General features: G+C 67.8%; 16 protein-coding genes, 1 pseudogene and 1 riboswitch. Of the genes and pseudogenes, 5 read left to right on the plus strand and 12 right to left on the minus strand.

What is annotated here, in order from left to right:
* Nucleotides 1–276: 276 nt before the first annotated feature.
* Nucleotides 277–1272 (plus strand): DNA-3-methyladenine glycosylase, encoded by a 996-nt coding sequence (locus tag IG65_RS0107530; protein WP_231509081.1) that lies wholly within the window; start codon nt 277–279, stop codon nt 1270–1272.
* Nucleotides 1273–1277: 5 nt separating this feature from the next.
* Here the strand turns inward: IG65_RS0107530 and IG65_RS0107535 are convergent, their stop codons facing one another.
* The 6 genes and pseudogenes from IG65_RS0107535 to IG65_RS0107560 form a co-directional block, all read right to left on the minus strand.
* Nucleotides 1278–2558: a sugar ABC transporter substrate-binding protein gene (locus IG65_RS0107535; RefSeq protein WP_030514113.1), complete on the minus strand. Its 1281-nt coding sequence runs from the start codon at nt 2556–2558 to the stop codon at nt 1278–1280.
* Entirely contained in the window at nt 2555–3394 is an 840-nt protein-coding gene (locus IG65_RS0107540; protein ID WP_030514114.1) for a carbohydrate ABC transporter permease, read from the minus strand. Before IG65_RS0107540 ends, IG65_RS0107535 begins: the two co-directional genes overlap by 4 nt.
* Nucleotides 3395–3431: 37 nt before the next feature.
* A pseudogene (locus tag IG65_RS39650) lies at nt 3432–4925 on the minus strand (FAD-binding protein); the annotation flags it as partial.
* A 60-nt stretch (nt 4926–4985) separates the two neighbouring features.
* Complete coding sequence (locus IG65_RS0107550; protein WP_030514116.1) at nt 4986–5816, minus strand: hypothetical protein; 831 nt, start codon at nt 5814–5816, stop codon at nt 4986–4988.
* A 306-nt stretch (nt 5817–6122) separates the two neighbouring features.
* Complete coding sequence (locus tag IG65_RS0107555; RefSeq protein ID WP_030514117.1) at nt 6123–6413, minus strand: hypothetical protein; 291 nt, start codon at nt 6411–6413, stop codon at nt 6123–6125.
* Between the two features lie 169 nt (nt 6414–6582).
* Nucleotides 6583–7599, minus strand: coding sequence for an alpha/beta fold hydrolase (locus IG65_RS0107560; protein ID WP_081879350.1), 1017 nt, complete (start codon nt 7597–7599; stop codon nt 6583–6585).
* A 250-nt stretch (nt 7600–7849) separates the two neighbouring features.
* On the opposite strand from IG65_RS0107560, the gene IG65_RS0107565 reads away from it, so the two are divergent.
* Nucleotides 7850–8980 carry an epoxide hydrolase family protein gene (locus tag IG65_RS0107565; protein WP_030514119.1) on the plus strand — a complete coding sequence of 377 codons (1131 nt, stop codon included), beginning with the start codon at nt 7850–7852 and terminating at the stop codon, nt 8978–8980.
* Between the two features lie 72 nt (nt 8981–9052).
* Here IG65_RS0107565 and IG65_RS0107570 read toward each other — a convergent pair whose 3' ends face one another.
* Both IG65_RS0107570 and IG65_RS0107575 read right to left on the minus strand, forming a co-directional pair.
* Nucleotides 9053–11008: an acyl-CoA dehydrogenase family protein gene (locus IG65_RS0107570; protein ID WP_030514120.1), complete on the minus strand. Its 1956-nt coding sequence runs from the start codon at nt 11006–11008 to the stop codon at nt 9053–9055.
* Between the two features lie 95 nt (nt 11009–11103).
* Nucleotides 11104–12288: an ATP-binding protein gene (locus IG65_RS0107575; protein WP_030514121.1), complete on the minus strand. Its 1185-nt coding sequence runs from the start codon at nt 12286–12288 to the stop codon at nt 11104–11106.
* 164 nt (nt 12289–12452) lie between these two features.
* Here IG65_RS0107575 and IG65_RS0107580 point away from each other — a divergent pair, with 164 nt between their 5' ends.
* From IG65_RS0107580 to IG65_RS0107590, 3 genes are all read left to right on the plus strand, one after another.
* Nucleotides 12453–12737: a hypothetical protein gene (locus IG65_RS0107580; protein ID WP_030514122.1), complete on the plus strand. Its 285-nt coding sequence runs from the start codon at nt 12453–12455 to the stop codon at nt 12735–12737.
* 261 nt (nt 12738–12998) lie between these two features.
* Nucleotides 12999–13162: riboswitch (cyclic di-AMP (ydaO/yuaA leader) on the plus strand.
* Nucleotides 13163–13180: 18 nt separating this feature from the next.
* Nucleotides 13181–13858, plus strand: coding sequence for a C40 family peptidase (locus IG65_RS39655; protein WP_030514123.1), 678 nt, complete (start codon nt 13181–13183; stop codon nt 13856–13858).
* A 61-nt stretch (nt 13859–13919) separates the two neighbouring features.
* Complete coding sequence (locus IG65_RS0107590; protein WP_030514124.1) at nt 13920–14306, plus strand: RNA-binding S4 domain-containing protein; 387 nt, start codon at nt 13920–13922, stop codon at nt 14304–14306.
* Here the strand turns inward: IG65_RS0107590 and IG65_RS0107595 are convergent.
* From IG65_RS0107595 to IG65_RS0107610, 4 genes are all read right to left on the minus strand, one after another.
* Nucleotides 14283–16013 carry a fatty acyl-AMP ligase gene (locus IG65_RS0107595; RefSeq protein WP_063833547.1) on the minus strand — a complete coding sequence of 577 codons (1731 nt, stop codon included), beginning with the start codon at nt 16011–16013 and terminating at the stop codon, nt 14283–14285. The genes IG65_RS0107590 and IG65_RS0107595 overlap by 24 nt on opposite strands.
* Complete coding sequence (locus IG65_RS0107600) at nt 16010–21220, minus strand: type I polyketide synthase (protein ID WP_030514126.1); 5211 nt, start codon at nt 21218–21220, stop codon at nt 16010–16012. The genes IG65_RS0107595 and IG65_RS0107600 overlap by 4 nt, the downstream gene beginning before the upstream one ends.
* The gene (locus tag IG65_RS0107605) at nt 21217–21468 is read right to left on the minus strand and encodes an acyl carrier protein (protein WP_030514127.1); all 252 of its coding nucleotides are present in this window, start codon (nt 21466–21468) and stop codon (nt 21217–21219) included. Before IG65_RS0107605 ends, IG65_RS0107600 begins: the two co-directional genes overlap by 4 nt.
* A gap of 233 nt (nt 21469–21701) precedes the next feature.
* The gene (locus tag IG65_RS0107610) at nt 21702–22673 is read right to left on the minus strand and encodes a nitronate monooxygenase family protein (RefSeq protein ID WP_030514128.1); all 972 of its coding nucleotides are present in this window, start codon (nt 22671–22673) and stop codon (nt 21702–21704) included.
* Nucleotides 22674–22722: the final 49 nt, after the last annotated feature.

The raw sequence follows: 22722 nt of genomic DNA on the forward strand, positions 1-22722 counted from the left end.
CACGCGTTGAGCAGCCAATTCAGAATGTTGGTAAGCATGGACACCTCCGTTGTGGCATTGCCGAATGATTGCTGTTGAACCATTCTTCGGCGAAATCGGCGCGCTTAATCGTATCGTTACATGCTCGCCCGACTCCGTGACCCGCGCCATAGGAATACCTGGGAGTTTCCTCGAGACGCGGCTGCCGGCGGCAGGTTCGGCCCCGACCCCGCGGGTCCCGCCCGGTCGGCCTCGGGCACGGCGCACAATGAGTCGGTGCGAGGACGAAGCAGGCCGATGATCGACTCCCCCCGATCCGGGGTGATCGCCGCCCGGCACAGTCCCTCCCGCACGACCCACGACCCCACTCGCGCCGAGAGCGACGGAGCGGCCCGCACCGTCACCACATCGCGGCCGATAGCCCTCGCGCATACTCTCGCCCCGCTGCGCCGGGGTCAGGGCGACCCGTGCCACCGCGTCACTCCCGACGGCGCCCACTGGCGAGCGTCGCGCATGGCCAGCGGCCCGGTGACCTATCGCCTCGTCCAGTCCGAATCGAATGTCGTGGCGGCACGGGCCTGGGGTCCGGGTGCGGCGGAATTCCTCGAGCACCTGCCCCGCATGCTGTGCGTCGACGAGGAGCTCGACGACTTCGCCCCCGAACACCCCCGCATCGCCGAGGCGCACCGGCGTCATCCCGGCCTGCACATGCTCCGCACCGGACTCGTCTTCGAGGCCTTGGTGCCGGCCGTGCTCGAGCAGCGGGTGCACACCGTCACCGCTCGCGGCTCGTATCGAAAGCTGGTGTGGCAGTACGGCGAGCCGGCGCCCGGACCCACGCCCGCGCCGATGCGGGTGCCGCCGTCGGCGCAGACCTGGCGCTACATCCCCTCCTGGGTCTATCACCGCGCCAACGTCGATCCGCAGCGTTCGCGCACGATCGTCACCGCCGCCCGGATGGCCGAGAAGCTGGAGGCCGCCGCGACGATGACGCCGCAGCAGGCCGCCGAGCGGCTGTGCACCGTGCCGGGGATCGGAGTGTGGACGGCCGCGGAGATCGCGCAGCGAGCCCTGGGTGACGCCGATGCGCTGTCGGTCGGTGATTTCCATCTGGCCGCGATCGTCGGCTGGACGCTGGTGGGCCGCCCGCTCGACGACGAGGGCATGGTCGACTACCTCGAACCGCTACGCCCGCACCGCTATCGGGCGATCCGGCTGCTGGAGATATCGGGGCAGGCGCGCAAGCCGGCGTTCGGCCCGCGGACTCCGCTGGTCGACCACAGCCGGATCTGAGCGGATCAGCGCTGCGCCGTGGCCTGTGCGGCGGTCTGGGCGCGACGCAACGCCTCGGATACCGGAATGCGGCCGAGGAACATCTCGTCGAAGATCGGGTCGATCGCCTGCAGTGCGGCCGCGAAACCCGGTCCGCCACCCGAAGCGATCCGCGGCCCGCGCAGCACATCGAAGAACGGCGACACGTCGATGCCCCGGTCCGCCCAATACTCCCGATACAGCCGCTGATCGGCCACCACGGCCGGAATGGTCTGCCCACCGGCGGCCAGATACCGGTTGCCGGCGGGGCTACCGAGCCAGGCCAGCACCCGCCGCACCGCATCGGGGTGGGCGGTGCGGGCATCGGCGGCGATGCCGATCGCGTTGTCGGTACTCACCCGGCCTGCGGGCCCGGCCGGAATCATCGCGATCCCCCAGCCGAAGCGAGCCTGCTGCGCGATCTGCGCCAGATTGAAACTTCCGGATTGGAACAACGCCAGCTTGCCCTGCAGGAAGGCGTTTTTCGCGAAATCACTGCCGCTGCGGGTATCCGCCGCCGGAGGGGTGAGCCCCGCCCGCACCAGCCCCACGAGATATCCGAAGGCATCCACACCCTGTGGACTGTCGAAGACGTACCGATCCCCGTCCTGGAACTGCCCGCCCGCCGATCCCAGATACGGCAGCGAGAGCGACTGGAAATCGTTGGCGGCGTTGTAAGCCCAGGGCGCCGCCGCGGCGATCCGGCGCACAAGCGGCTCGAAGGTATCCGGCCCGTGGGGATTCCAGCTCGCGCGTGCCAATTCCGCGGGGTCGACTCCGGCCGCGCTCAACAGATCGCGGTTGTAGTAGACCGCCGTACCGCCGTCCACGAATTGCGGTACCGCCCAGAGCTTTCCGTTGCGTGTGTACTGCTCCACCGCACCCGGATCCCACTGCCGCACCGCCTCGGGGCCCAGCATCGCGCCGATATCGGCGAGTCGGCCGGCATCGGCGTAATCGGTGTACAGATTCGTCCAGAACAGGTCGTCCACCGTTGCGCCCGCCACGTCGAGACGCAATTTCTGCTGGTAGGACGCCCACGGCACCACCGTGATCCGCACCTCGACATCCGGTTCGGCGCGCTGGAATTCGTCGAGTGCGGCGCGATAGGCGGGTACGAAACTCGCATCCCAGATCCGCAGCCGGATCACCGTGCGACCCGACCCGCCCGTACTGTCGTGGCCCAGCCACAGCGCCGCGGTCACCAGCAGCACCACGCCGAGTACGACGGCCGGCACGCTCAGCGTCGAGGTCTTCACGGCTCTCATTTCAGGCCCGTCCAAGTGATGGACCGCAGCACCTGCCGTTGGAAGATCACGAAGAGCACCAGCAGCGGCACGATCGCCAGCGTCGTCGCCGCCATGACCAGCGTCCACTGCTCGTTGTAGCGGGTCTGCAGATCGGCGGTGGCCACCGTGAGCACCTGCCAGCGGCCCGAGCCGGCGACCAGCGGCCACAGGAAGCTGTTCCACTGCGTCACCACGGTGATCACCGCGAGCGTCGCCAGAATGGGACGGCTCATCGGCACCACGACGTGCACGATCACGTCGAGGGTGTTCGCGCCGTCCAGCCGCGCCGCGCCGATCAACTCGCGCGGAATGCCCCGGAAATACTGGCGCAGTAAGAAGATCGCATACGGCGAGCCGAAGACGAACGGCAGCACCAGCGCCCAGAACGTGTTCAGCCAACCCAGATGCGCGAACATCAGATACAGCGGAATCAAGGTGACGATCGGCGGCACCATCATGGTCGCCAGGTAGATCCAGAACAGCAGGTCGCGACCGCGGAACTCGGTGCAGCCGAACGCATATGCGGCGGCGATCGAGGTGATCAATTGCCCGACGGTGATGAACGCGGTCATCAACGCCGTCACCAGCACCGCGCGGCCGAACCCCTGGTCGAACGCCGCGCGGAAGTTGTCCCAGGTCATCGGATCCGGCAGTGCGAGCGGAGATTCCGACGCGAACTGCCCCGGCGTCTTCACGGCCGTGAACGCGCCCAGCACCAGCGGCGCCACCGTGCACACCGCGCCCGCCAGCAGTAGCAGGTAGGCGAGGACCGATCGCGCACCCGCCGAACGGCGATGCCGGACATCAGAATTCATAGCCGGTCCTGGTGCGGAAGTAACGATGCTGGAGCACGGTGATCGCCAGCATGATCCCGAAGACCACGATCGCCATGACCGCGGCCCGTCCGGGCCGCGCGGCGTCGAACGCTTCCGAAAAGATCTGCATCGCCACCACATTCGTGCGATCGCCCGGACCGCCCTTGGTCAGGGCATACACGGTGTCGAAGGTCTGGAACGCGGTGATGGTCCCGGTTACCAGGACGAAGAACAGGGTAGGTCGCAGCAGCGGCAGTGTCAGCCAGCGAATCCGCCGCCAGCCGGTGGCCCCGTCCAGCGCCCCCGCCTCGTGGATCTCCGGAGGTATCGCCCGCAGCCCCGCGACGAAGAACAGGGCCACATAGCCGAAGTTCGACCAGATGCTCACCGCCGCAACCGAAGGCAGGGCCAGCGCCGGATCGGCCAGCCATTCGATCCGCCGGCCCAGCAGTGCGTTGAGCGCCCCGTCGGTGGGTGCGAACAGCCAGCGCCAGATCACGCCCACCGCCACCGGCGCGCACATCCAGGGCAGCGCGAACAGCACCCGGAACGCGCCACCGGCACGGCGGCGCACCAGCAGCGCGGCCACCGCGAATCCGAGGACGGTCTGCAGCGGCACCACGAGCAGGGTGAGCGCGGCCGTGTACTGCCCCTTGAACACCGCCGGGATGTACTCGAACATGAAGCGCTTGCCCTCGGTGTTCTTGAGCACGCCACCGTCACCGCGCACACCCTCGGTGACCAGAATGCCCTTCACACTCGGCGGCCAGACCATGCCGGTCGGATGGAACTGCAGGAATTCCATATTGATCAGCGAGGCGCCGGCGCGCAGTGCGAGCGCGTGGCCGTCGCCGGTGTACTCCCACGAATTCGAGGTGACCTTGTAGGACTTGCCCACCCCGCCGGTGGCCAGTACGACCGCCGGAGTCTCGAACAGGACGAACCGCCCGGACTCCCGCCAGTACCCGAAGGCGCCGGAGATGGCGTCGCCGTCCTTGAGCAGATCGGTGATCGTGCATTCGGCGAACACCTTGATCCGTGCCTCGTAGTCGCCGGTCGCGGCATAGTCCTCCTGCTGCAGCGAGACGATCTTCTGCTGCATGGTGCGGATGATCTCGAGGCCGGTGCGGTCGCCGACGTGCGCGAGTCGGGGGTAGGTGTGCCCGCCGAAGTTGCGCTGACTGATCCGCCCGTCGGGCGTCCGGTCGAACAGCGCACCGTAGGTCTCGAGCTCCCACACCCGGTCGGGCGCTTCCTGGGCGTGCAGTTCGGCCATGCGCCAGTTGTTGAGGAATTTTCCGCCGCGCATGGTGTCGCGGAAATGCGTCTGCCAGTTGTCCTTCTCGTTGGCATTGCCCATCGAGGCGGCGCAACCGCCTTCGGCCATGACCGTATGGGCCTTGCCGAACAACGATTTACACACCACCGCCACCGACAGACCGTGTTCGCGCGCCTCGATCACCGCACGCAGGCCGGCGCCACCGGCACCGATCACGACGACGTCGTACTTGTGCCGTTCGACTTCAGGCATGAAACGAATTCTCCTGGGACACTGAGGAATTGGGCTCTATGGCGTTATCTGTCACCGGAATCAGCCGACGAAACGCGGATCGGAGATGGTCCCGCTGGCGACCAGCATGATGTAGAAGTCGGTGATCGCCAGGGTGGCCAGCGTGGTCCACGCCAGCTGCATGTGCCGTGTGTTCAACTTCGACACCTGCGTCCACATCCAGTAGCGCGCCGGATGGGCGGAGAAGTGTTTGAGACGGCCGCCGGTGATATGCCGGCAGGAGTGGCACGAGATCGTATATGCCCACAGCAGAACGACGTTCACCACCAAGACGATGTTGCCCAGGCCGAAGCCGAAGCCGCCGTCCTTGCCGTGGAACGCCATGACCGCGTCGTAGGTGTTGACCACCGATACGACGACCGCGACATAGAAGAAGTAGCGGTGCACGTTCTGGATGATCAGCGGAAGCCGCGTCTCACCGGTGTATTTGCCGTGCGGTTCGGCGACCGCGCAGGCCGGCGGCGAGAACCACACCGCGCGGTAGTAGGCCTTGCGGTAGTAGTAGCAGGTCAACCGGAACAGCAGAAGGAACGGCAGCACCAGGAAACCGAGCGGAATCCACATCGGCAGGTCGCCGACCCAGTGCCCGAAGTGGCTCGAACCTTCGACGCACGAGGTACTCACGCACGGTGAGTAGAACGGCGTCAGATAGTGGTAATCGGAGACCCAATATGCCGATCGCACAAAGGCTCTCACGGTTGCGTAGATGATGAATGCGGCCAGTCCGAGCACCGTGAGCAGTGGGGGGACCCACCATCGGTCGGTACGCAGAGTGCGTGTGGAAATGGCCGCCCGGCCTTTGCTGAAAACTCCCGTGCCCGCCTCGGGGGCGCGTGTCGGTGCTGCGCTCACTGCAAGCTGCCTCGCTGGTCTACCCCGTGGAACGTCATCGTTACCTCCGGCGTCGAATGTGATGCTGAGCACCATACGACAACCGGGCTATGACTCGAGGTCGGTCCAGGCAAGATCTATCGCCGCCCCGTCCTATGATTTGCGCCACATTTTCTGGGCGCTCGACGGCAGCGGTGCAACGAGTGAATGACGAGCTACTTCGGACCTTCTTCGCGAATACGGTGGGGTGGGAACCCACGGGCCGCAGCGCCGTCACGGCGGAATGGACAGCCGCCGCGACAGCCCGTGCTGCTGGTGAATGTTCGGTTACTTGGTGCGCGGCCGGGAATGGAAGCCGAGGCCTTCGTCCTGCGCGCCCATCCATGCCGCCTCGTCGGACTTGCTGTCCGGCACGTAGATGACCTCCTGTTGGCGGCGGCTGTCCACCTCGGGTGGTGGGGTGTGTTCGAACTCCTCGGCATCGATGGTGAGTCGTTCGAGATCGTTCTCCAGCCGGCGGACCGAATTGGCATCTCCGTAATGGGTGCGCAACGCGCCGACGCATTGCCGGAGCTGTCCGACTGCGAAGCGCAGTTCAGCGATCTCACTGCGTGTCATCGAAACCTCCTGGTGCTTCCGGGCCGATCACCGGCTCGGATCTCGCCCGAGGGCAAGATCAAACCTGTGACGGACCGCACATCGTGATCTACAACACATTACGTGATCATTTGCGTTCTGGCTCGTCGCCCAGGGAAAAAGATCTCGTCACCTGCGCGGGATCCGAGTCTCATCCGGCGGCCGGCAGGGTCGCCGTCACCGAGGGGGGCTCCACCTTGCCGAGAGGTGCGAGAACCGGAAGTACGGCCGTGACGGCCGGACGGCTCTCGGAGGTCCCGGCCGACGTCCCGAGCGCGCGGTCCACGAGTGCCGCGACGGCCACGGCCACTTCCTCCGCGCGTTCCAGGATCACGCTGTGCCCGGCGCCGTCGAGCCGGACCAGTTCCGAACGGCCGAGTTGCGCGGCGAGTACCACCGAATGCGCGAACGGAATCATGATGTCGGCCGATCCGCCGAGGACCAGGGCCGGAAGATCGGACAGCAGTCGCAGCGTCGGCGTCTCGTCGAAGCGGATGAGCGAATCGAGGAAGTAGGCCATGGTGGGCAGTGGGGTGTCGTTGAGCATCGCGGTGGCGAGGGCGGCCATGCGTGGATTCACCCGCCGCGAGCCGAAACTCGCTTCGCGCACCATCGGCTCGAAAACGCGGCGCCCCAATCGCTTCGAGACCTGTAGCGCCCGCGGCGCCCGCTGTACCGCGACCCGCAGTGACGTCACGGTGTGCCGGTTGAGCAATCGGCCCAGTCCCACCGCGGTGATACCGGCGGCCGCCCCGGCGATCAGCCCGACGCCGACCACCCGGGTGCCGATCGTGGCCGGGAACAGGCGAGCGTAGGCCAGGACCACCATCGCACCCATGGAATGGCCGACCAGCACCACCGGACCGGTCGGCGCGACCGCGCGCAGGACCGCGTCGAGATCGTGGCCCAGCTGGTCGATGGTGTAGGTCGCGGGATCGGCGCCGGCGGAATCGCCGTGACCGCGGTGGTCGTAGAACACCATCCGGGTGTCCGAGCCCCATTGCCGCAGCAGTTCATCCCGCAGGAACCACCAGGATTCGGTCCGCAGGCAGTGACCGTGGGCGAAGACCACCGTCACCGAGGCCGTGGCCGGGCCGAAGGTCCAGGCGGCCAGCGGGGTGCCGTCGTCGGCGCAGACGGTGACGCGGGTGGCGATCGTCGTGGACATGACGTCCTCCTGCAGAGTCCGTTCCTGCCCGGATGTCGTCATTGATTGCCGTCGCGTTAACCGCTCTAACCTGGTGTTATGCAGAAGTTGCACAATTGCTGCCGCTGGGACGCCGACGATCCGGCGGGGCCGGTGATCGGGAGAATCTTCGCGAATCTACCGACTTCTGTAGACAGGCGTAGAAACGGATCGAGAGCTTCCCGCCGCACTAGGACGGAATCTGGCCTATATCACCCATAGCGTGGCGTTCATGAGCGCAGAGATCCGCAACTTCCACATCGATATTCCGCAGTCCGACATCGATGATCTGCACGAACGCCTCGCCCGGACGCGGTGGGCGCCGCAATTGCCCGGCGCGGACGGCAGCCGGGGTGTCCCGGTGGCTCGGCTCCGCGAGCTGGCCGAGTACTGGCGCACCGAATACGACTGGCGGGCAGCGGAATCCCGGCTCGATCGGTTCCCGCAATACCGCACCGAGATCGACGGCCTCGATGTGCATTTCCTGCATGTGCGCTCGCCCGAACCCGAGGCGCTGCCCCTGGTCCTCAACCACGGCTGGCCCAACACCTTCGCCGAATTCGCCGATCTCGTCGATCTTCTCGTCGATCCCCGGGCGCACGGTGGCGATCCCGCGCGGGCCTTCCATGTGGTCGTACCGTCGGTGCCGGGATACGGATTCTCGGCGGCGCCTGCCGAAACCGGGTGGAGCACCGAGCGCGTCGGACGGATGTGGGTGGAGCTGATGCGCCGGCTCGGTTACGAGCGGTACGGCGTCCAGGGCGGAGATCTCGGCACCTACGTGGGCACCGCGATGGCCGAGGTGGCGCCCGACCGGGTGGCCGGGCTCTACATCACCGCCGGTCTGGGCTTTCCTACCGAGGCCGATCTGCCGATCCTGACCGACACGGAACGGGCCGGTTACCAGGCGATGATGGCGGCGGACTGGGTCAACGGCGTGGACCATCACGCTCTGCTGCGTGCGGCGCCACAGACCTTCTCGATCGGATGGAACGATTCACCCGCCGCCGCACTGGCCTGGATGGTGCAGAAGTACACCGACTTCAGCGCCGCCGGCTCGCTCGAGGCGGCGATCGACCGCGATGCGCTGCTGACCACCGTGAGCATCTACTGGTTCACCCAGAGTTTCGGCACCTCCGCGTGGTCGTATTACGACAGCACCGGCTTCGCCTGGCCCACCGGTTCGGCGCAGGTCCCGACCGGGGTGTACAGCGGTGCGCCGGGTATCCGGCGGCTCGCCGAGCGCACCGCGAAGATCGTGCACTGGCCCGAGGACAATCCGCCTGGGCACCATTTCATCGCGATGGATCAACCGCGGGCATATGCGGCGGACCTGCGCACCTTCTTCGGCAATCTCGGCTGAGCGACGTTTCATCGGGAAATCTAAGGCTCTCGATCACTGAAGCTAGACAGCCCTAGATTTCCCGATGGATCGCTACGCGTCGGCCGCCGCGCGCGTGGACGGCAGGAACGGGGTGAGCAGATTGTGCTCGGTGGACGGCCCGAATTCCCATTCCGCGATCCACGGGCCGGTGCCCTCGCTCGGGTCGAGCACGCCCGATTCCAGCCATTCGTAGCGGCCCTCGAGCACCTGCCGAGTCAGCGCATTGTCGGCGTCGTCGGTGTTGTCCCAGAGCGCGGCGAAGGCGGCCTCGACCCGCAACCGGGACTGGCGGCAGAAGGTATCGGCCAGTTCCGTCGCCGCGGCCGCGTCCCGGCTGTCTTCGGCGCGCATGGCCTGCGCCCGAACACAGGCCGCCGACATGGCGAACAGTTCCGCGCCGATATCCACGAGGCGGCCCAGGAACCCCTGCCGGTATTCGAGTTTCGCCTGCCAGCGCGCCATCGCGTACATCAGTTCGCGCGCCTGCTTGCGCGACATGCGCTCGACGAAACGCAGATGCGTTGCCAGCGGGCCGAATTCGGTATATCCGGCCGGGAGTGTGCCCCGGCCGACCGCCAACTGCGGGAACCACTTCGCGTAGAAGCCACTCGCCCCGACCGCTGCGGTGGCCTTGTCCTTCAACGCCGCATGACGGTCCACGAGTGCGCCCGCGGCGGCCATGTGCGCATCGGCCATCTCCCGGGCGATCAGCAGCCGCATGATCTCGCTGGAGCCTTCGAAGATCCGATTGATTCGCAGATCGCGCACCAGTTGTTCGGTCGGCACCGCCCGCTCACCCCGGCTGCGCAGGGAGGCGGCGGTCTCGTAGCCGCGCCCGCCGCGTATCTGCACCAGCTCGTCGGCGATGCGACAGCTCATCTCGGAGGCCCACAGTTTGGCCAGTGCGGCTTCGATGCGGATGTCGTTGCGCGCCTCGTCGCACATGGTCCCGGACAGCTCGAGCACCGCCTCCAGCGCGAAAGCGGTTGCGGCGACGAAGGATATCTTCGACGCGACCGCCGCGTGTTCACCGACCGGGCGGCCCCACTGCACGCGTGCCGCCGACCAGCCGCGGCTGATCTTGAGCGACCACTTCGCCGCCGCGGTGCACAGCGCGGGAATCGCCAACCGTCCGGCATTGAGCGTGGTCAGCGCGATCTTCAGGCCGTCGCCCTCGCGACCGATCAGATTGCGCGCCGGCACCCGGACCTTGTGCATGCGGGTGACACCGTTCTCGATCCCGTGCAGACCCATGAAGGCGTTGCGGCGCTCGACGGTGATGCCGGGGGTGTCGGCCTCCACCACGAAGGCGGATATCCCGCCGCGATGTCCGGGCCCCTTCGGCACCCGCGCCATCACCACCAGCAGTTCGGCGACCACACCGTTGGTCGTCCACAACTTCACTCCGTCGAGTTCGTAGGCCTCGCCGTCGGCGGTCGGGGTCGCGGTACTCGCCATCCGGGCGGGGTCGGATCCGACGTCCGGTTCGGTCAGCAGGAAGGCGCTGACCGCGCCCCGCGCGCATCGGGGCAGGAATTCGCGCTTCTGTTCCTCGGTGCCGGCCAACTTCAGCGGTTCCGGCACGCCGATCGACTGATGCGCCGACAGCAGCACGCCCAGGCTCGCGTGTACCGAGCCGACCAGCATCAGCGCCCGGTTGTAGCCGACCTGCGACAGGCCCTGCCCGCCGTATTCCGGCGGGATCTTGAGCCCGAAGCAGCCGAGTTCGGCCAGGCCGCGAACGTAGTCGTCGGGGATCTTCGATTCGGCCTCGATGACCGACCCGTCCAGCGTCTCGCAGAAGGCCCGCAGCCGTTCCAGGTAGGCCTCGGTCCGCGCCGCGTCGTCGGGAGCCGGCTGTGGATACGGATGGATCAGGTCGAGCCGGAACCGGCCGAGGAACATCTGCTTGGCGAACGACGGTTTGGCCCAGGTACTTTCGCGCGACTCCTCGACCAGTGCGCGGGCTTGCTCTTCGGTGGCGTGAACTTTCGCGGCTGTCGCCATGGAACCCTCCCTCGAAACGTGATCAGGATCACATTTGAGTGTAGAAGGCTTGGTTACCCGCCGGTAGGCCTCCGGCGAAATCGGCGGTCGAAGAATTACTGCACGCCGCGCAGGTACCGCCCGAAATGCGGCACCGTGAAGCCGATGGTGCCCCGCTCGGCGGAGTAGATCAGCCCCTTCTTGATGAGTCCGTCCCGGGCCGGAGACAGCGACGCGGGTTTGCGGCCCAGCTCCTGGGCGACCGCCGCGGTCGGCACCGGGCCGTCGTCGCCGGCCAGATCGGCCATCGCCCGCATGTACTCGCGCTCGGCCGGGGTTGCTCGTTCATAACGGGAGCCGAAGAACCCGACCGCCAACTCCTCCTCGGCCGCGGGAGCCGCCAGTTCCACATCCTCGGCGCCGATCGGGCTGCGGGCGGCCACATCCCACGTGGCCTTACCGTAAGCCTGGACGAAATAGGGGTACCCATCTGCCTTGTCGTACAAGGCTTTCAGGGCCTCCTCGGTGAACTCCACCGCCTCGCGCTCGGCGGGAGCGATCAGCGCGCGGTCCGCGGAATCGCGATCGAGTCGGTCGATGCGGTGGTAGCCGAAAAGGCGCTCGGAATAGCTCTTGGAGGCCGAGAGGACGGCCGGCAGATGTGGCAGGCCCGCGCCCACTACGATCAACGGCGCTGTCTCCTGGCTCAATTCGTGGCAGGCGCCGCAGATCGCGGAGATATCGGCCGGTCCCAGATCCTGCATCTCGTCGATGAACACGGCGATGCCTACGCCGATATCGCGGGCGAGCTGGGCGGCCTCCAGGAGCAACTCCACCAGATCGATCTCGATGTCACCGGAGTCCGCGCGCCCGGTGACGGCCGGGACGTCGATGCCGGGCTGCCAGCGTTCCCGCATCCCCTTGTCGGCGGTCGCGCGCAGGGCGAAGGCCTTGAGGATGCCCAGGAAATCGTCGACCATCTCGGGATTGCGGTGGGCGACCGCGATCTGGCGCACCGCCATATGCAGCGCCGATGCCAGCGGTCGCCGCAATTCCTGATCCGGGCGAGCCTCCAGTTTGCCGGTCCCCCAACCGCGCGAGCGGGCCGTGGACCGAAGTTGGTTGAGCAGCACGGTCTTTCCCACGCCGCGCAGTCCGGTGAGCATCACACTGCGTTCGGGGCGCCCGCGCGAGATACGTTCGAGCACGATGTCGAACGCGTCGAGCTGTTTGTCGCGCCCGGCGAGTTCGGGCGGGCGCTGGCCGGCGCCCGGGGCATACGGATTCCGCACGGGGTCCATGCCCCGACACCGTAGCGCGTTCGCACCGAAATCTCGGGATATATAGGGGATGTCCTAGATTGCGCTATCCGAGCGAATGGCAGTCGCTGTGCGGGGATGACCGGGCGCGAGGGGCTCTCTACGCTGGTGGCTGATCGAGGTCCGAAATGTCCGCAGGAGGGGTCATGTCCACCGATTCGGAAGATCAGCAGTCCGGCGATCGGCCGAACCCCACGGTGGCCGAGGTCGTCGGGTCCTGGGACGTGCCGGCCGGAGCGAGCGTCGCCCGGCAGATTCGCGACAACATCCTGCACGCGATCGCGCAGGGGTACGACGATCCGCAACTGGTGGCCGATCTGGCGGTCGGTCCGCTCGTGATCGCCCTGGGCCGGCTGGAAACAGAACTGGCGGACGCACGAGGACGCATCGCGGAACTCGAGCGCGCGGTCCGTCCGCGCGATGAGGCGTGAATCGGTCGCCGATGTAACGCCGCCGATGAAATGCCACGGATGTAACGCCCCGGCGACTCTTTCGATAACGAGGGCACAGCCGTGGATACCGTGCCGTGATCTCCATAGCAGATGGATTCGTCGGGCTGTAATCGGGGGTGGTCCTGGCGTTTTGGCGACACGCGGGCAGACACGCCGTCGTGTGGGGTGGACAACAACACCGAGCCGTCGTAATCTCTTCGTGACTTCGCGGAGTATGTCGCTTCATTAGAGGGGCGGCCCGCTGAGTCACCGCCTAATCAGCAGTCGAGTGGGCAGCTCGATCGCTGAACCGGGGACCCAGGTTACTGGGGTGAATCCTCTTCGGTCGCAAGGTCGATGGGGTAGGGCCGATCTTCCCGGTCCGAACCCGTCAGCTAACCCGGTCGGCGCGTGGGCAAGGAAGAAACAGGAGACTCAGCTCGGTGGGTAAACACAGTCTGCAACGGGAATCTCGGCTGCCGAATTCCGTCAAGGGTGCGCTGGTCTGCGGCGCAGTAGCGGCCACAACCGGTGCGATTCCGGCGATTCCGGCCATGGCGGCCACGATCAACGTTCCCGGCGTCGGCAACTTCGACGTTCCGCTGGGTTCGGAATTCGACCAGCAGGTCAGCCAGGCGAACCAGGTGCTCGCCGATCACGCGGATCAGATCAAGGGAGTTCAGCAGGCGCTGAGCTCGCAGGCGATCGCGCCCAGCATCCCCAACGCCGCGCAGAACCCGATGAGTGGCATGTTCGGCCAGTCGCAGCAGCAGCACGGTGTCGGCGACGTCGCTCTCGACGCTGCGCGCAGCAAGATCGGCGCCGACTATGTGTGGGGCGCCTCCGGTCCGGCGAACTTCGACTGCTCCGGTCTGGTGCAGTGGGCGTACAAGCAGGCCGGAATTCAGCTGCCGCGTACCAGCTTCGAACAGTCGCACGTCGGTAAGCCGGTTGCCTTCCAGGACCTGAAGCCGGGCGACCTGGTCATCCAGAACGGCGGCGGCCACGTGGCCATGTACGCCGGGGATGGCAAGATTCTCCAGGCGCCGCAGTCGGGTGAGACCGTCAGCTACGCGCATCTGGATCCCGACTCGATCGTCACCGCACGCCGCGTCGCCTAGTCGTTTTCGCTCGACAGCACGGCCCGGCGGTGACCCGCCGGGCCTACTGTGAGGAGCGAAACTGGAACAGGCACAACCAGCTACAGCTCGGGTCGACTCCTGGATCTGGGCTGTCCGGCTGTTCAAAACGCGATCCGCCGCAGCCACAGCGTGCCGCGGCGGTCATGTGCGTGTCAACGGCACGACGGTCAAACCCGCTCATCAGATCAAGCCCGGTGATGAGGTGCGGGTCCGCAATGCCGGGGTCGAACGCATCGTCGTCGTGGTCCGACCGGTCGTGAAACGCGTCGGCGCTTCGATTGCGACGCAATGCTATATCGACAAGAGCCCTCCGCCACCCGCACCGGAAATCGTCGCCGCGATGCCCAAGCGCGACCGCGGCGCCGGACGGCCCACCAAGCGCGAACGCCGCGAAACCGATCGGCTATTCGGCCGGGATTCGACCTGAGTTCGCGCGGAGGGCGCCCGCGTCGGTGCCGAATTCCTCGCTGAACTCCCCTGCCCGATAGCGAGTGCGGCATTCGCCCCGGCGCACCTTTCCGCTCGAGGTCTTCGGAATCGCGCCGCGCGGCAGCAACAGCACGTCCGCCGGTGCGATGCCGTGCACGGTCGCCACCGCGGCCCGGACCCGCCGGCCGATATCGCGCGCGGCGGCCGGTGGGCTCACCACCTCGGCGACGACCACGAGGTCCTCACGTTCACCGGTATCGACCCCGAACGCCGCGATATGCCCGGGGCGCAGTTCGGGAGCGGAGTCGGCGGCGGTGGCTTCGATATCGGCGGGGAAATGGTTGCGGCCGTCGATGACGATCGTGTCGCGCAGGCGGCCCGCGATGTAGAGCCCCCCGTCGTGGAGGAAACCGAGATCTCCGGTGCGCAGCCACGCTCCGGAACGTCCAGGGAGCACTGCGCCGAAAATGTCCGCGGTCCGCTCGCGCAGTCCCGCATATCCCGCGCCGACATTCGGACCCCGCACCCATATCTCACCGACGGCACCGTCGTCGCACGGTATGCCCGTCACGGGATCGACGATGCGCACGGTTTGCCCGGCGGGACGGCCGCAGTCGACCAGCGCGATACCGTCGTGCCGCGCGGACGCGACGGTCGCCCGGCCCGAGCTCAGGGCGGCGCGGTCGAAGTCGACGCATACCGGTTCCGCCTCCGGGCGCGAGATGGTCACCGGAAGGGTTGCCTCGGCCAGGCCGTATCCCGCGGTATGGGCCCGGTGACGGAATCCGTACGGGGCGAAGGTGCGAGTGAAGGCGTCCAGAGCGGTGGCGCGGATCGGTTCGGCCCCGTTGAGCAGCAGATCCAGCGAGGACAGATCGAGACCGTCGCGCTCCTCCGCCGTTGTGCCCGAAACGGCCAGTGCCAGACCGAAATTCGGGCTGGCGGTCGCGGCGGCGCGATAGTCGCTGCACGCGCGCAACCATCGGATCGGGCGTTTGGCGAAGTCGGCCGGTGGCATCGTGATCGCATGAACGCCCAGATACAGTGGCAGCGACAGGGCGAAAATCAGGCCCATATCGTGGAAGAACGGCAGCCAGGTGACCATCGGACGGTCGTCGGCCGGTGCCAGGGCCGTACGCAACTGATCGAGTGCCGCCGCGAGATTGGCGTGGGTGATGCACACCCCCGCAGGCGAAGTGGTGGAGCCGGAGGTGTACTGGAGGTAGGCGGGATGCGCGCCGGCCGGATCCACTCGGACGTCGCCGGTGCCGGCGTGCACATCCACCGTCAGGAGTTCGCCGTACGGCATGGCGTCGGCATCCGGACATTCGGGCGTGGCGGTCGGCAAGCGTGGCGAGACGAGGCTCAGACGCGGCTCGGCGTCGACGAGGATCGTCCGTAGCCGTTCGGCATTGCGGCGCATCGCTATCGGAAACAGCGGAACCGCGGTGCGGGCGCTGTAGAGGCAGGCGAGAAAGGCGACGACATAGTCGAGACCGTGCTCGCACAGGATCGCGACACGATCACCGGGCGATGTCCGCTCGCGAAGCTGCGAGGCCAATGTGCCTGCCGCACTGTGTAATTCGGATACCGTGACGGTGGCCGCCGTACGCCGACCGCCCGGGTACGACAGCGCGGTGAAGGCCGGATCGTCCGGTGTGTTCGTTGCTCGGTCCGCGACGGTCGCCGCCAAGCGGTTGATCATCGTCGTTCCTGGCGCGGCATTCGAAGCGCCAACGCGGCCGACAACGCCGTGACAGAGGGGTTGTCGAACAGCTCGGCGGTGGCGATCCGGATTTCCAGCCGGTGCTCCAGACGGCGTCGCAGATCTATGGCCAGCAGCGAGGACAGATTCAGTGTCGCGAAATCGGCTTCGGGATCGACGGATTCGACGTCGCGCGACAGTACGTTCGCAACTGTGGCGCGCACGATTCGCTGTACGTCCTCACCCGCGTCGGCAACTCGGGAAAGACGTCTGTCGGCCGCAGTGTTTGCCGAGCCCGGCGAGCGTTCACCCGGCAGATCGGCCCCGAGCGAACCCGCGGGAGCCAGCGCCTCGCGAAGTCTGGCCGCGACCGGTCCCGAGTCGTCGGTGGGCGTGTAGTCCAGCGCGAGCACCACCGCCTGCGGGCGGCCGAGAATCGCGGACAGCACGGACATGCCGCGAGCGGCATCGAAAGGGGTGATGCCGGCGGTCCGCAGATGTGCGGCGCCTCCGGCGGAGCGGGCGAGCCCGGCGTCCCAGCTGCCCCAGGCGATGCTGGTCACCGATCGGCCGGTGGCGGCGTGTGCCAGCGCATCCACTGCCGCATTGGCGGCGGCGTACGCGGCTTGTCCGGGTGCCCCGAACAGACCGGTGGCGGAGGAGAACAGGAGGGTGAAGTCGACCGGGTCGCTCGCCGTCAGTTCGAGCAGCGAGACGGCCGCAGTCGTTTTCGGTTCGAAGTGCACGGCCAGGGACTCGCCTGTCACGCGGTCGAATTCGGCGTCCTGCAGCACACCGGCGGCATGCACCAGACCTCGGATCGTCGATCCACACGCTCGGATGTCGTCGAGGGCGTTGGCCAGGTCCGCGCGATCGGCGACATCACAGCGCACGACCACCACGCGGTCCTCGGCGCCGTCGAGCAGCGGCGGCAGCGGCCGCGGACGCCGGGTCAGGACGACCACATCGCGTGCTCCCTGCTCGAGCAGCCACCGCACCGCGGCGGCCCCCAGCGCGCCGAGCCCGCCGGTGACCACATAGGTGCCGTCGGCGCAGATCGGGACCCCGGAGCCTGCTCCCCCGAGTCGCCGGAACCGCCGCATCAGCGTCCGCGCACCTTCCACGCGCATTTCCGCCGGCCCCCGCGAGTCGAGCACGAGGTCCCGCACGATATCGGCGCCCGACTCGTCGGACCAGATCAGGCGCACCGGTCGGCCGGATTCCAGCTGCAGGGTCCGGACCAGCGCGGCGACAGCATTGTGTTCGACGGATGCCGGATCCCGCAGCACCACGGTGAGGCTCGCCGTCGTTTCCGCGGCGATCACCTGCTGCAGGACCCGCAAGGCTCGCTCGAGTGCGGGGACGACCGGACTCGTGTCGGTTCCCGCGCCGAACGCGTCGTGCCGAGGCGCCGAGAGTGCTTCCGCCCAGACCAACACCACGGCCGTGGGCGCCGGTCCTTGTGCCGCCGCCAAGGCCGTCGACTCTCCGGGCTCGCGGGCGATCCGCTCGGCGGGGAGGTGGCGGTCCAGCGCGCGGGCGATCGACTTCGCGAGGCGCGATTCTCCGACGACCGACGCCCGCTCGACGGTCGGGTGCACCGCCCGCGCGGCGTCCGCGGAGAACGGCACAGCAATCCACTGCTCCTCGCGCAGTACGGAGTTCGCCCACTCCGGTGCCGTGGCGACCGTCGCGTCGTACTCGGCTGGTCCGCGCGCGGCGGTGCGCTCGAGAAGCAGGTTCATTCCCGATCCGGTGGCGACTCCGGAAACAACACCGGCACTTGCGCGTTCGCGCGGCGCATCGTCCGGTACCGCCGCGCGAGTCATCCGGGGCTGGGCGTACAGACCGTCATCGGTGGCAGCGTCGGGACGGTCGCCGTCGAAGTCGGCGTTTCCGGGCGGCCGGTAGACGACCGTGTGCCCGGACGGGTCTCTCGCCGCTTGCCGCGAGCCGAAAGCCTTGTCCGCGAATGCTATCCACACGCCGATCAGTGCCACTGCCGGGGCATCGTCCTGGTCCACCGCGATGACGTCGCACAACAGCCCGCCCGGTTCGTGCCCGCGCACGAACGCGTGCGCCTCGGTCAGCAGTACACGGGGGGCATCGGAAAGCCATACCGACCCGATGGCTACCGGAACCGCCGGCCCGTCCGCGGGCAGGATTTCCCGGCCGGCGGCGGCGATCAGCTGTAAGCAGCCGTCGAGCGCGGCCGTGGTCAGCGGGATCGAATCGAAAACTCCTACGGCGCTGCGGTTTCCGGCACGCACGGCGGCCAGCGTCCGGAAGCGCGGACCGTAGTCGAGTCCACGGGTGCGCAAGGAGGTATAGAACTCGTCGATATCGAGTTCGTCCGCTGTCGTGGCGGAGATGCGATGGTCGTCCACCGTACGCATCCACCCGAGAATGTCGGCGGGCGAGGCGGCGGTCTCCGCCCGCGCCGAGGCCAGCGACACCGGTCCCAGCAGTACGCGCAGATCCGATCCGCTGCGGTAGCCGACTGCCGCGAGATCCGCGATATCCGTGCGTTCCTGAACCGCGAAATCGGCCAGCCGGATCGGCCCGGGAACCGAATCCAGGAGGCGCCGAATCCAATACGCGGCCGGCACGGTCGGCACACCGTTCACCACATGATCGTCCAGTCGTTCGCGGCCGGGATCGGTCGCGGTCCGGGTGAGCAACGGGAAAGTTCTTCGCCGCCAACGCCGTTCGACCGCCGGACCGGCCGTCGCGCCCTGGATCGACCAATCGACATCACGCCCCCGCAGATACATGGCACCGACGGTGCGGAGCAGGGCGGTGACCTCGCCGTCGCGATGCGCGGCCGAGAAGACGGCGTCGGCCAGTTCGGGATAGTCGCGCACGGCCGGCGCCAGCACCGGATGCGGTGATATCTCCACGATCGAGGTGTAGCCCCGGCCCATGGCGGATTCGACGGCCGCGTCCAGATCGACGGTGCCACAGAGGTTGTCGATCCAATAGTCGGTATCCATCGCGGCGGAATCGATCACCCGGCCGGATCGTGCCGTCGAGAACACCGGCACGCGGGGCGCCCGCGGCACCGGCGCTCGCAGCGCGGTGGTGAATTCGTCGGCGAGCGCGCGAACCTGTGGACTGTGCGCGGCGAAGTCCACCGGCACGGGTCGTACGTAGTACTGCCGCCGCCGCGCTCGCCGCAGCAATGTCTCCATGTATCGCGTGGTCCCGGAGACCACCACCGCCCGGGGCCCGTTCACCGCCGCCACCGCGACCTCCGCGCGCAAGGGCTCGACCAGCCGCCGCGCTTGATCCGGTGTCGCCTCGAGCAGCGCCATCATGCCCTGCCCGGCCAGCCGGCCCAGCGCCCGCGAGCGCACGGTGACCAGATGCGCGGCATCGTCGAGGGACAGGGCTCCCGCGATCACCGCGGCCGCGATTTCGCCGAGGCTGTGCCCGGCGACCGCATCCGGCTCGATTCCCCATGCCGCGAGCAACCGGGCCAGCGCCACCTGGTAGACGAACAGCGCCGGTTGCACCGTCTCGGTGGCGCCGACGCTGTCGGCGAAGCCGTGCCGGGGCGTCCACACTCGCGGCCCGCCCGCATTCGCCACGGCGTCGGCCGCTTCGCCTGCCGCCCGGGCGAATTCGGGATACCGGGCCGCCAGCTCGCGCCCCATGTACGCATGCTGACCACCTTGTCCGGAGAACAGGAAAAGCACGCGTCCGCGCCGTCGCCCACCGACTCCGAGCAGGGCCGGCGAACGGGAGCCGCTCGCCACCGCGCGCAGTGCGTCGCCCGCATCGTCGGGCTCGTCCGCCACGATCGCGGCCCGAACCGGTTGGGGCAGTGCGCGTCCGGTTGCCGCCAGGGTGGACAGCGACATCTCGCCGCCGGCCAGAACGGTCGCGGTGTCACGCAGTTCGTCCTCGTCGCGACCGGTGAGGCCGATGAGCACCGGAGGCCGCACCTCGCGCACCGGTCCCGGCTCCACCTCCCGCAGCACCACATGCGCATTGGTGCCGCCGAATCCGAACGAACTGACGCCCGCGCATCGCGGCACGCCGGAATCCGCGGGCCAGCCGACCACTTCACCCGGCACTCGGAGGCCGCGTTCGGACAATCGCAGCAGCGGATTTTCGCGCTGAAAGTTGATGGTGGGCACGATGGTTCCGTGGTGCAGGCACAGCGCCACCTTGGCCAGCCCGGTCACCCCGGCCGCCGCCTCCAGATGGCCGATATTCGATTTGATCGATCCGACATACGGTTTCACCGCGCCGCCCGGCGCATCGAGTACGGTGGCCAGCGCCTCGATCTCCACCGCATCGCCGACCGGTGTTCCGGTGCCGTGACATTCGAAGTATCCGGCGGAGCGGACATCCAGGCCGGCGCGTGCCCACGCTGTGCGGATCACCTGTTGTTGCGCGCGCCCGTTCGGGGCGTAGAGACCGTTCGAGCGGCCGTCGGAACCCACTGCGGCGCCGACGATCTCGGCGTAGCAGCGATTGCCCTCACGCTGCGCGTCGGCCGCGCGCTGCAATACCAGCACGGTCGCCCCGTCGCCGCGAACGTATCCGTCGGCGGCCGCGTCGAACGGCTTGCACCGCCCGTCCGCGGCGAGGAAGCCTCCCTGTTCGAGGTACTGCGAAGTGTGCGGCAGCAGCGCGAGATTCACGCCGCCGACGATGGCGTACGGTACGGCGTCGTCGGCCAGCAACCGCACGGCGAGGTCCACCGCCGCGAGCGAGGACGAACACGCGCTGTCGAGGACCACACTCGGTCCGTGCAGATCCAGTGCGTACGAGATCCGATTGGCGATGATGCTCAGCGCGGACCCGGTCACCGCGTAGGGCGCGTCCTGTCCGCCGCTGCCGAGGACGACCGCTCCGTGGTCGAAACCGCAGGCGCCGAAGAGAACCGCCGTATCCGACCCGCTCAGCCGATAGCCGATTCCGGCATCGTCGATCGCTTCGACCGCGACCTCCAGCGCCAGCCGCTGTTGTGGATCCATCAGGGCCGCTTCGCGATCGGAGATCGAGAAGCGGTCGTTGTCGAATTCCGTGATCGAATCCAGATAGCCGCCGCGGCCCGCGCCGTCGCGTCCCGGCGGCGGTTCGCCGACTCCGCTGCGGCTCTCGATCAGCAAGCGCCACAATTCGTTCACGCCGGAAGCGCCCGGTACTCGGCATCCGATACCGATGATCGATACCGGTGGCGTGGCGGCTGTCATCGGCGCTCGAGATGGTCGACGAGCCGCTCGATATCCGGGTTGTCGTAGAGCTCGGTGAGCGAGATCTCCACGCCCAGAGTATCTTCCAGCACGCCGGCCAGGCGGGCGAGCTGCGCGGAGCTCAGGCCCAGATCGGTGAAAGGCACTGTGGTGGAGACGGATTCGGGTGCGGCGCCCAGCATGTGCGCGACGGCGGCGACCGCCGCGTCCGCCGAGGTGCCGATCCGCTCCCGCTGCCCCACCGCCATGTCCTCCCCGTATCCGGCGCCGTCGCACGACGGTCGGGTGGCATGCGAGCGCGATTCGCGCAGCGGCTCACAGTGCCGACCGGGTGCGGGTGTCCCGCATAGTGCAGGTTCCCCAGCGATTATGCCGACAAGTCGGGGCCCGGTGAAGAGGTCGAGACAGCTGAGGCCACAGGGGCGAGAGTGACGAGACGAGCCGCGACCCATGCCGGTCGCGGCTCGCCCCGCACGCCGAATCAGACGACCAGCGAACCCAGTCGCGCGTTGATCAGCGTCTCGGCCTCGTCCACGATGCGCGAGATCAGCTCGGCGCAGGTCGGAATGTCGTCGATCAGACCCTGTACCTGTCCGGCCGACCAGATGCCGGCGTCCAGGTCGCCCTCGTCGAAGACGCGGCGGCCGCGGGCTCCGGCGACGAGATCGCGCACATCCTCGAATTTGCCTCCGGCGGCCTCGATTTCGACCACCTTGCGGCTGATCTCGTTGTCGGCGACCCGGGCGGTGTTGTGCATGGTGCGGAAGATGAGCTGGGTGTCACGCTCGGTGTGGGCGACGATCTGCTCCTTCACCTTCCGATGCACCGGGGACTCCTCGGTGCACAGGAAGCGGGTGCCCATGTTGATGCCGTCGGCGCCCAGAGCCAGCGCGGCGACCAGGCCGCGGGCGTCGGCGAAACCACCCGACGCGATGACCGGGATGTCGAGCGCCTTGGTGGCGGCCGGGATCAGGATCAGGCCGGGCACGTCGTCCTCACCCGGGTGGCCGGCGCATTCGAAACCGTCGATGCTCACGCCGTCGACGCCGATCTTCTGCGCCTTGAGCGCGTGCCGGACGCTGGTGCACTTGTGCAGCACCTTGATTCCGGCTTCCTTGTAGTACGGCAGGAACGGCTCCGGGTTGCTGCCCGCGGTCTCGACGATCTTCACGCCCGATTCGATGATCGCCTGAACGTATTCCTGGTACGGCGGCGGGTTGATCGACGGCAGGATGGTGACGTTGACGCCGAACGGCTTGTCGGTGAGCTGCCGGGTGCGCTCGATCTCGCGCCGCAGATCGTCGGGGGTCGGCTGGGTGAGCGCGGTGATGAAACCGAGCGCCCCGGCGTTGGCGACCGCCGCCACGAGTTCGGCGCGGCCGACGTGCATCATGCCGCCCTGCACGATCGGGTGTTCGATACCGAACATCTCGGTGAATCTGGTGCGCAACATCTGGTTGTCCTCCTGGCCGCGGTACGACTCGGGGCGACGCGCCCGACAT

Source organism: Nocardia sp. NRRL WC-3656 (assembly GCF_000720265.1).
Classification (GTDB): domain Bacteria; phylum Actinomycetota; class Actinomycetes; order Mycobacteriales; family Mycobacteriaceae; genus Nocardia; species Nocardia nova.

Coding starts and splice junctions, on each gene's coding strand:
- IG65_RS0107580 (WP_030514122.1), top strand. CDS start 12,453: ATGTCCACCGATTCGGAAGATCAGCAGTCCGGCGATCGGCCGAACCCC.
- IG65_RS0107535 (WP_030514113.1), bottom strand. CDS start 2,558: ATGAGAGCCGTGAAGACCTCGACGCTGAGCGTGCCGGCCGTCGTACTC.
- IG65_RS0107540 (WP_030514114.1), bottom strand. CDS start 3,394: ATGAATTCTGATGTCCGGCATCGCCGTTCGGCGGGTGCGCGATCGGTC.
- IG65_RS0107560 (WP_081879350.1), bottom strand. CDS start 7,599: ATGTCCACGACGATCGCCACCCGCGTCACCGTCTGCGCCGACGACGGC.
- IG65_RS0107595 (WP_063833547.1), bottom strand. CDS start 16,013: ATGATCAACCGCTTGGCGGCGACCGTCGCGGACCGAGCAACGAACACA.
- IG65_RS0107565 (WP_030514119.1), top strand. CDS start 7,850: ATGAGCGCAGAGATCCGCAACTTCCACATCGATATTCCGCAGTCCGAC.
- IG65_RS0107555 (WP_030514117.1), bottom strand. CDS start 6,413: ATGACACGCAGTGAGATCGCTGAACTGCGCTTCGCAGTCGGACAGCTC.
- IG65_RS0107575 (WP_030514121.1), bottom strand. CDS start 12,288: ATGGACCCCGTGCGGAATCCGTATGCCCCGGGCGCCGGCCAGCGCCCG.
- IG65_RS0107610 (WP_030514128.1), bottom strand. CDS start 22,673: ATGTTGCGCACCAGATTCACCGAGATGTTCGGTATCGAACACCCGATC.
- IG65_RS0107530 (WP_231509081.1), top strand. CDS start 277: ATGATCGACTCCCCCCGATCCGGGGTGATCGCCGCCCGGCACAGTCCC.
- IG65_RS0107600 (WP_030514126.1), bottom strand. CDS start 21,220: ATGACAGCCGCCACGCCACCGGTATCGATCATCGGTATCGGATGCCGA.
- IG65_RS0107605 (WP_030514127.1), bottom strand. CDS start 21,468: ATGGCGGTGGGGCAGCGGGAGCGGATCGGCACCTCGGCGGACGCGGCG.
- IG65_RS0107570 (WP_030514120.1), bottom strand. CDS start 11,008: ATGGCGACAGCCGCGAAAGTTCACGCCACCGAAGAGCAAGCCCGCGCA.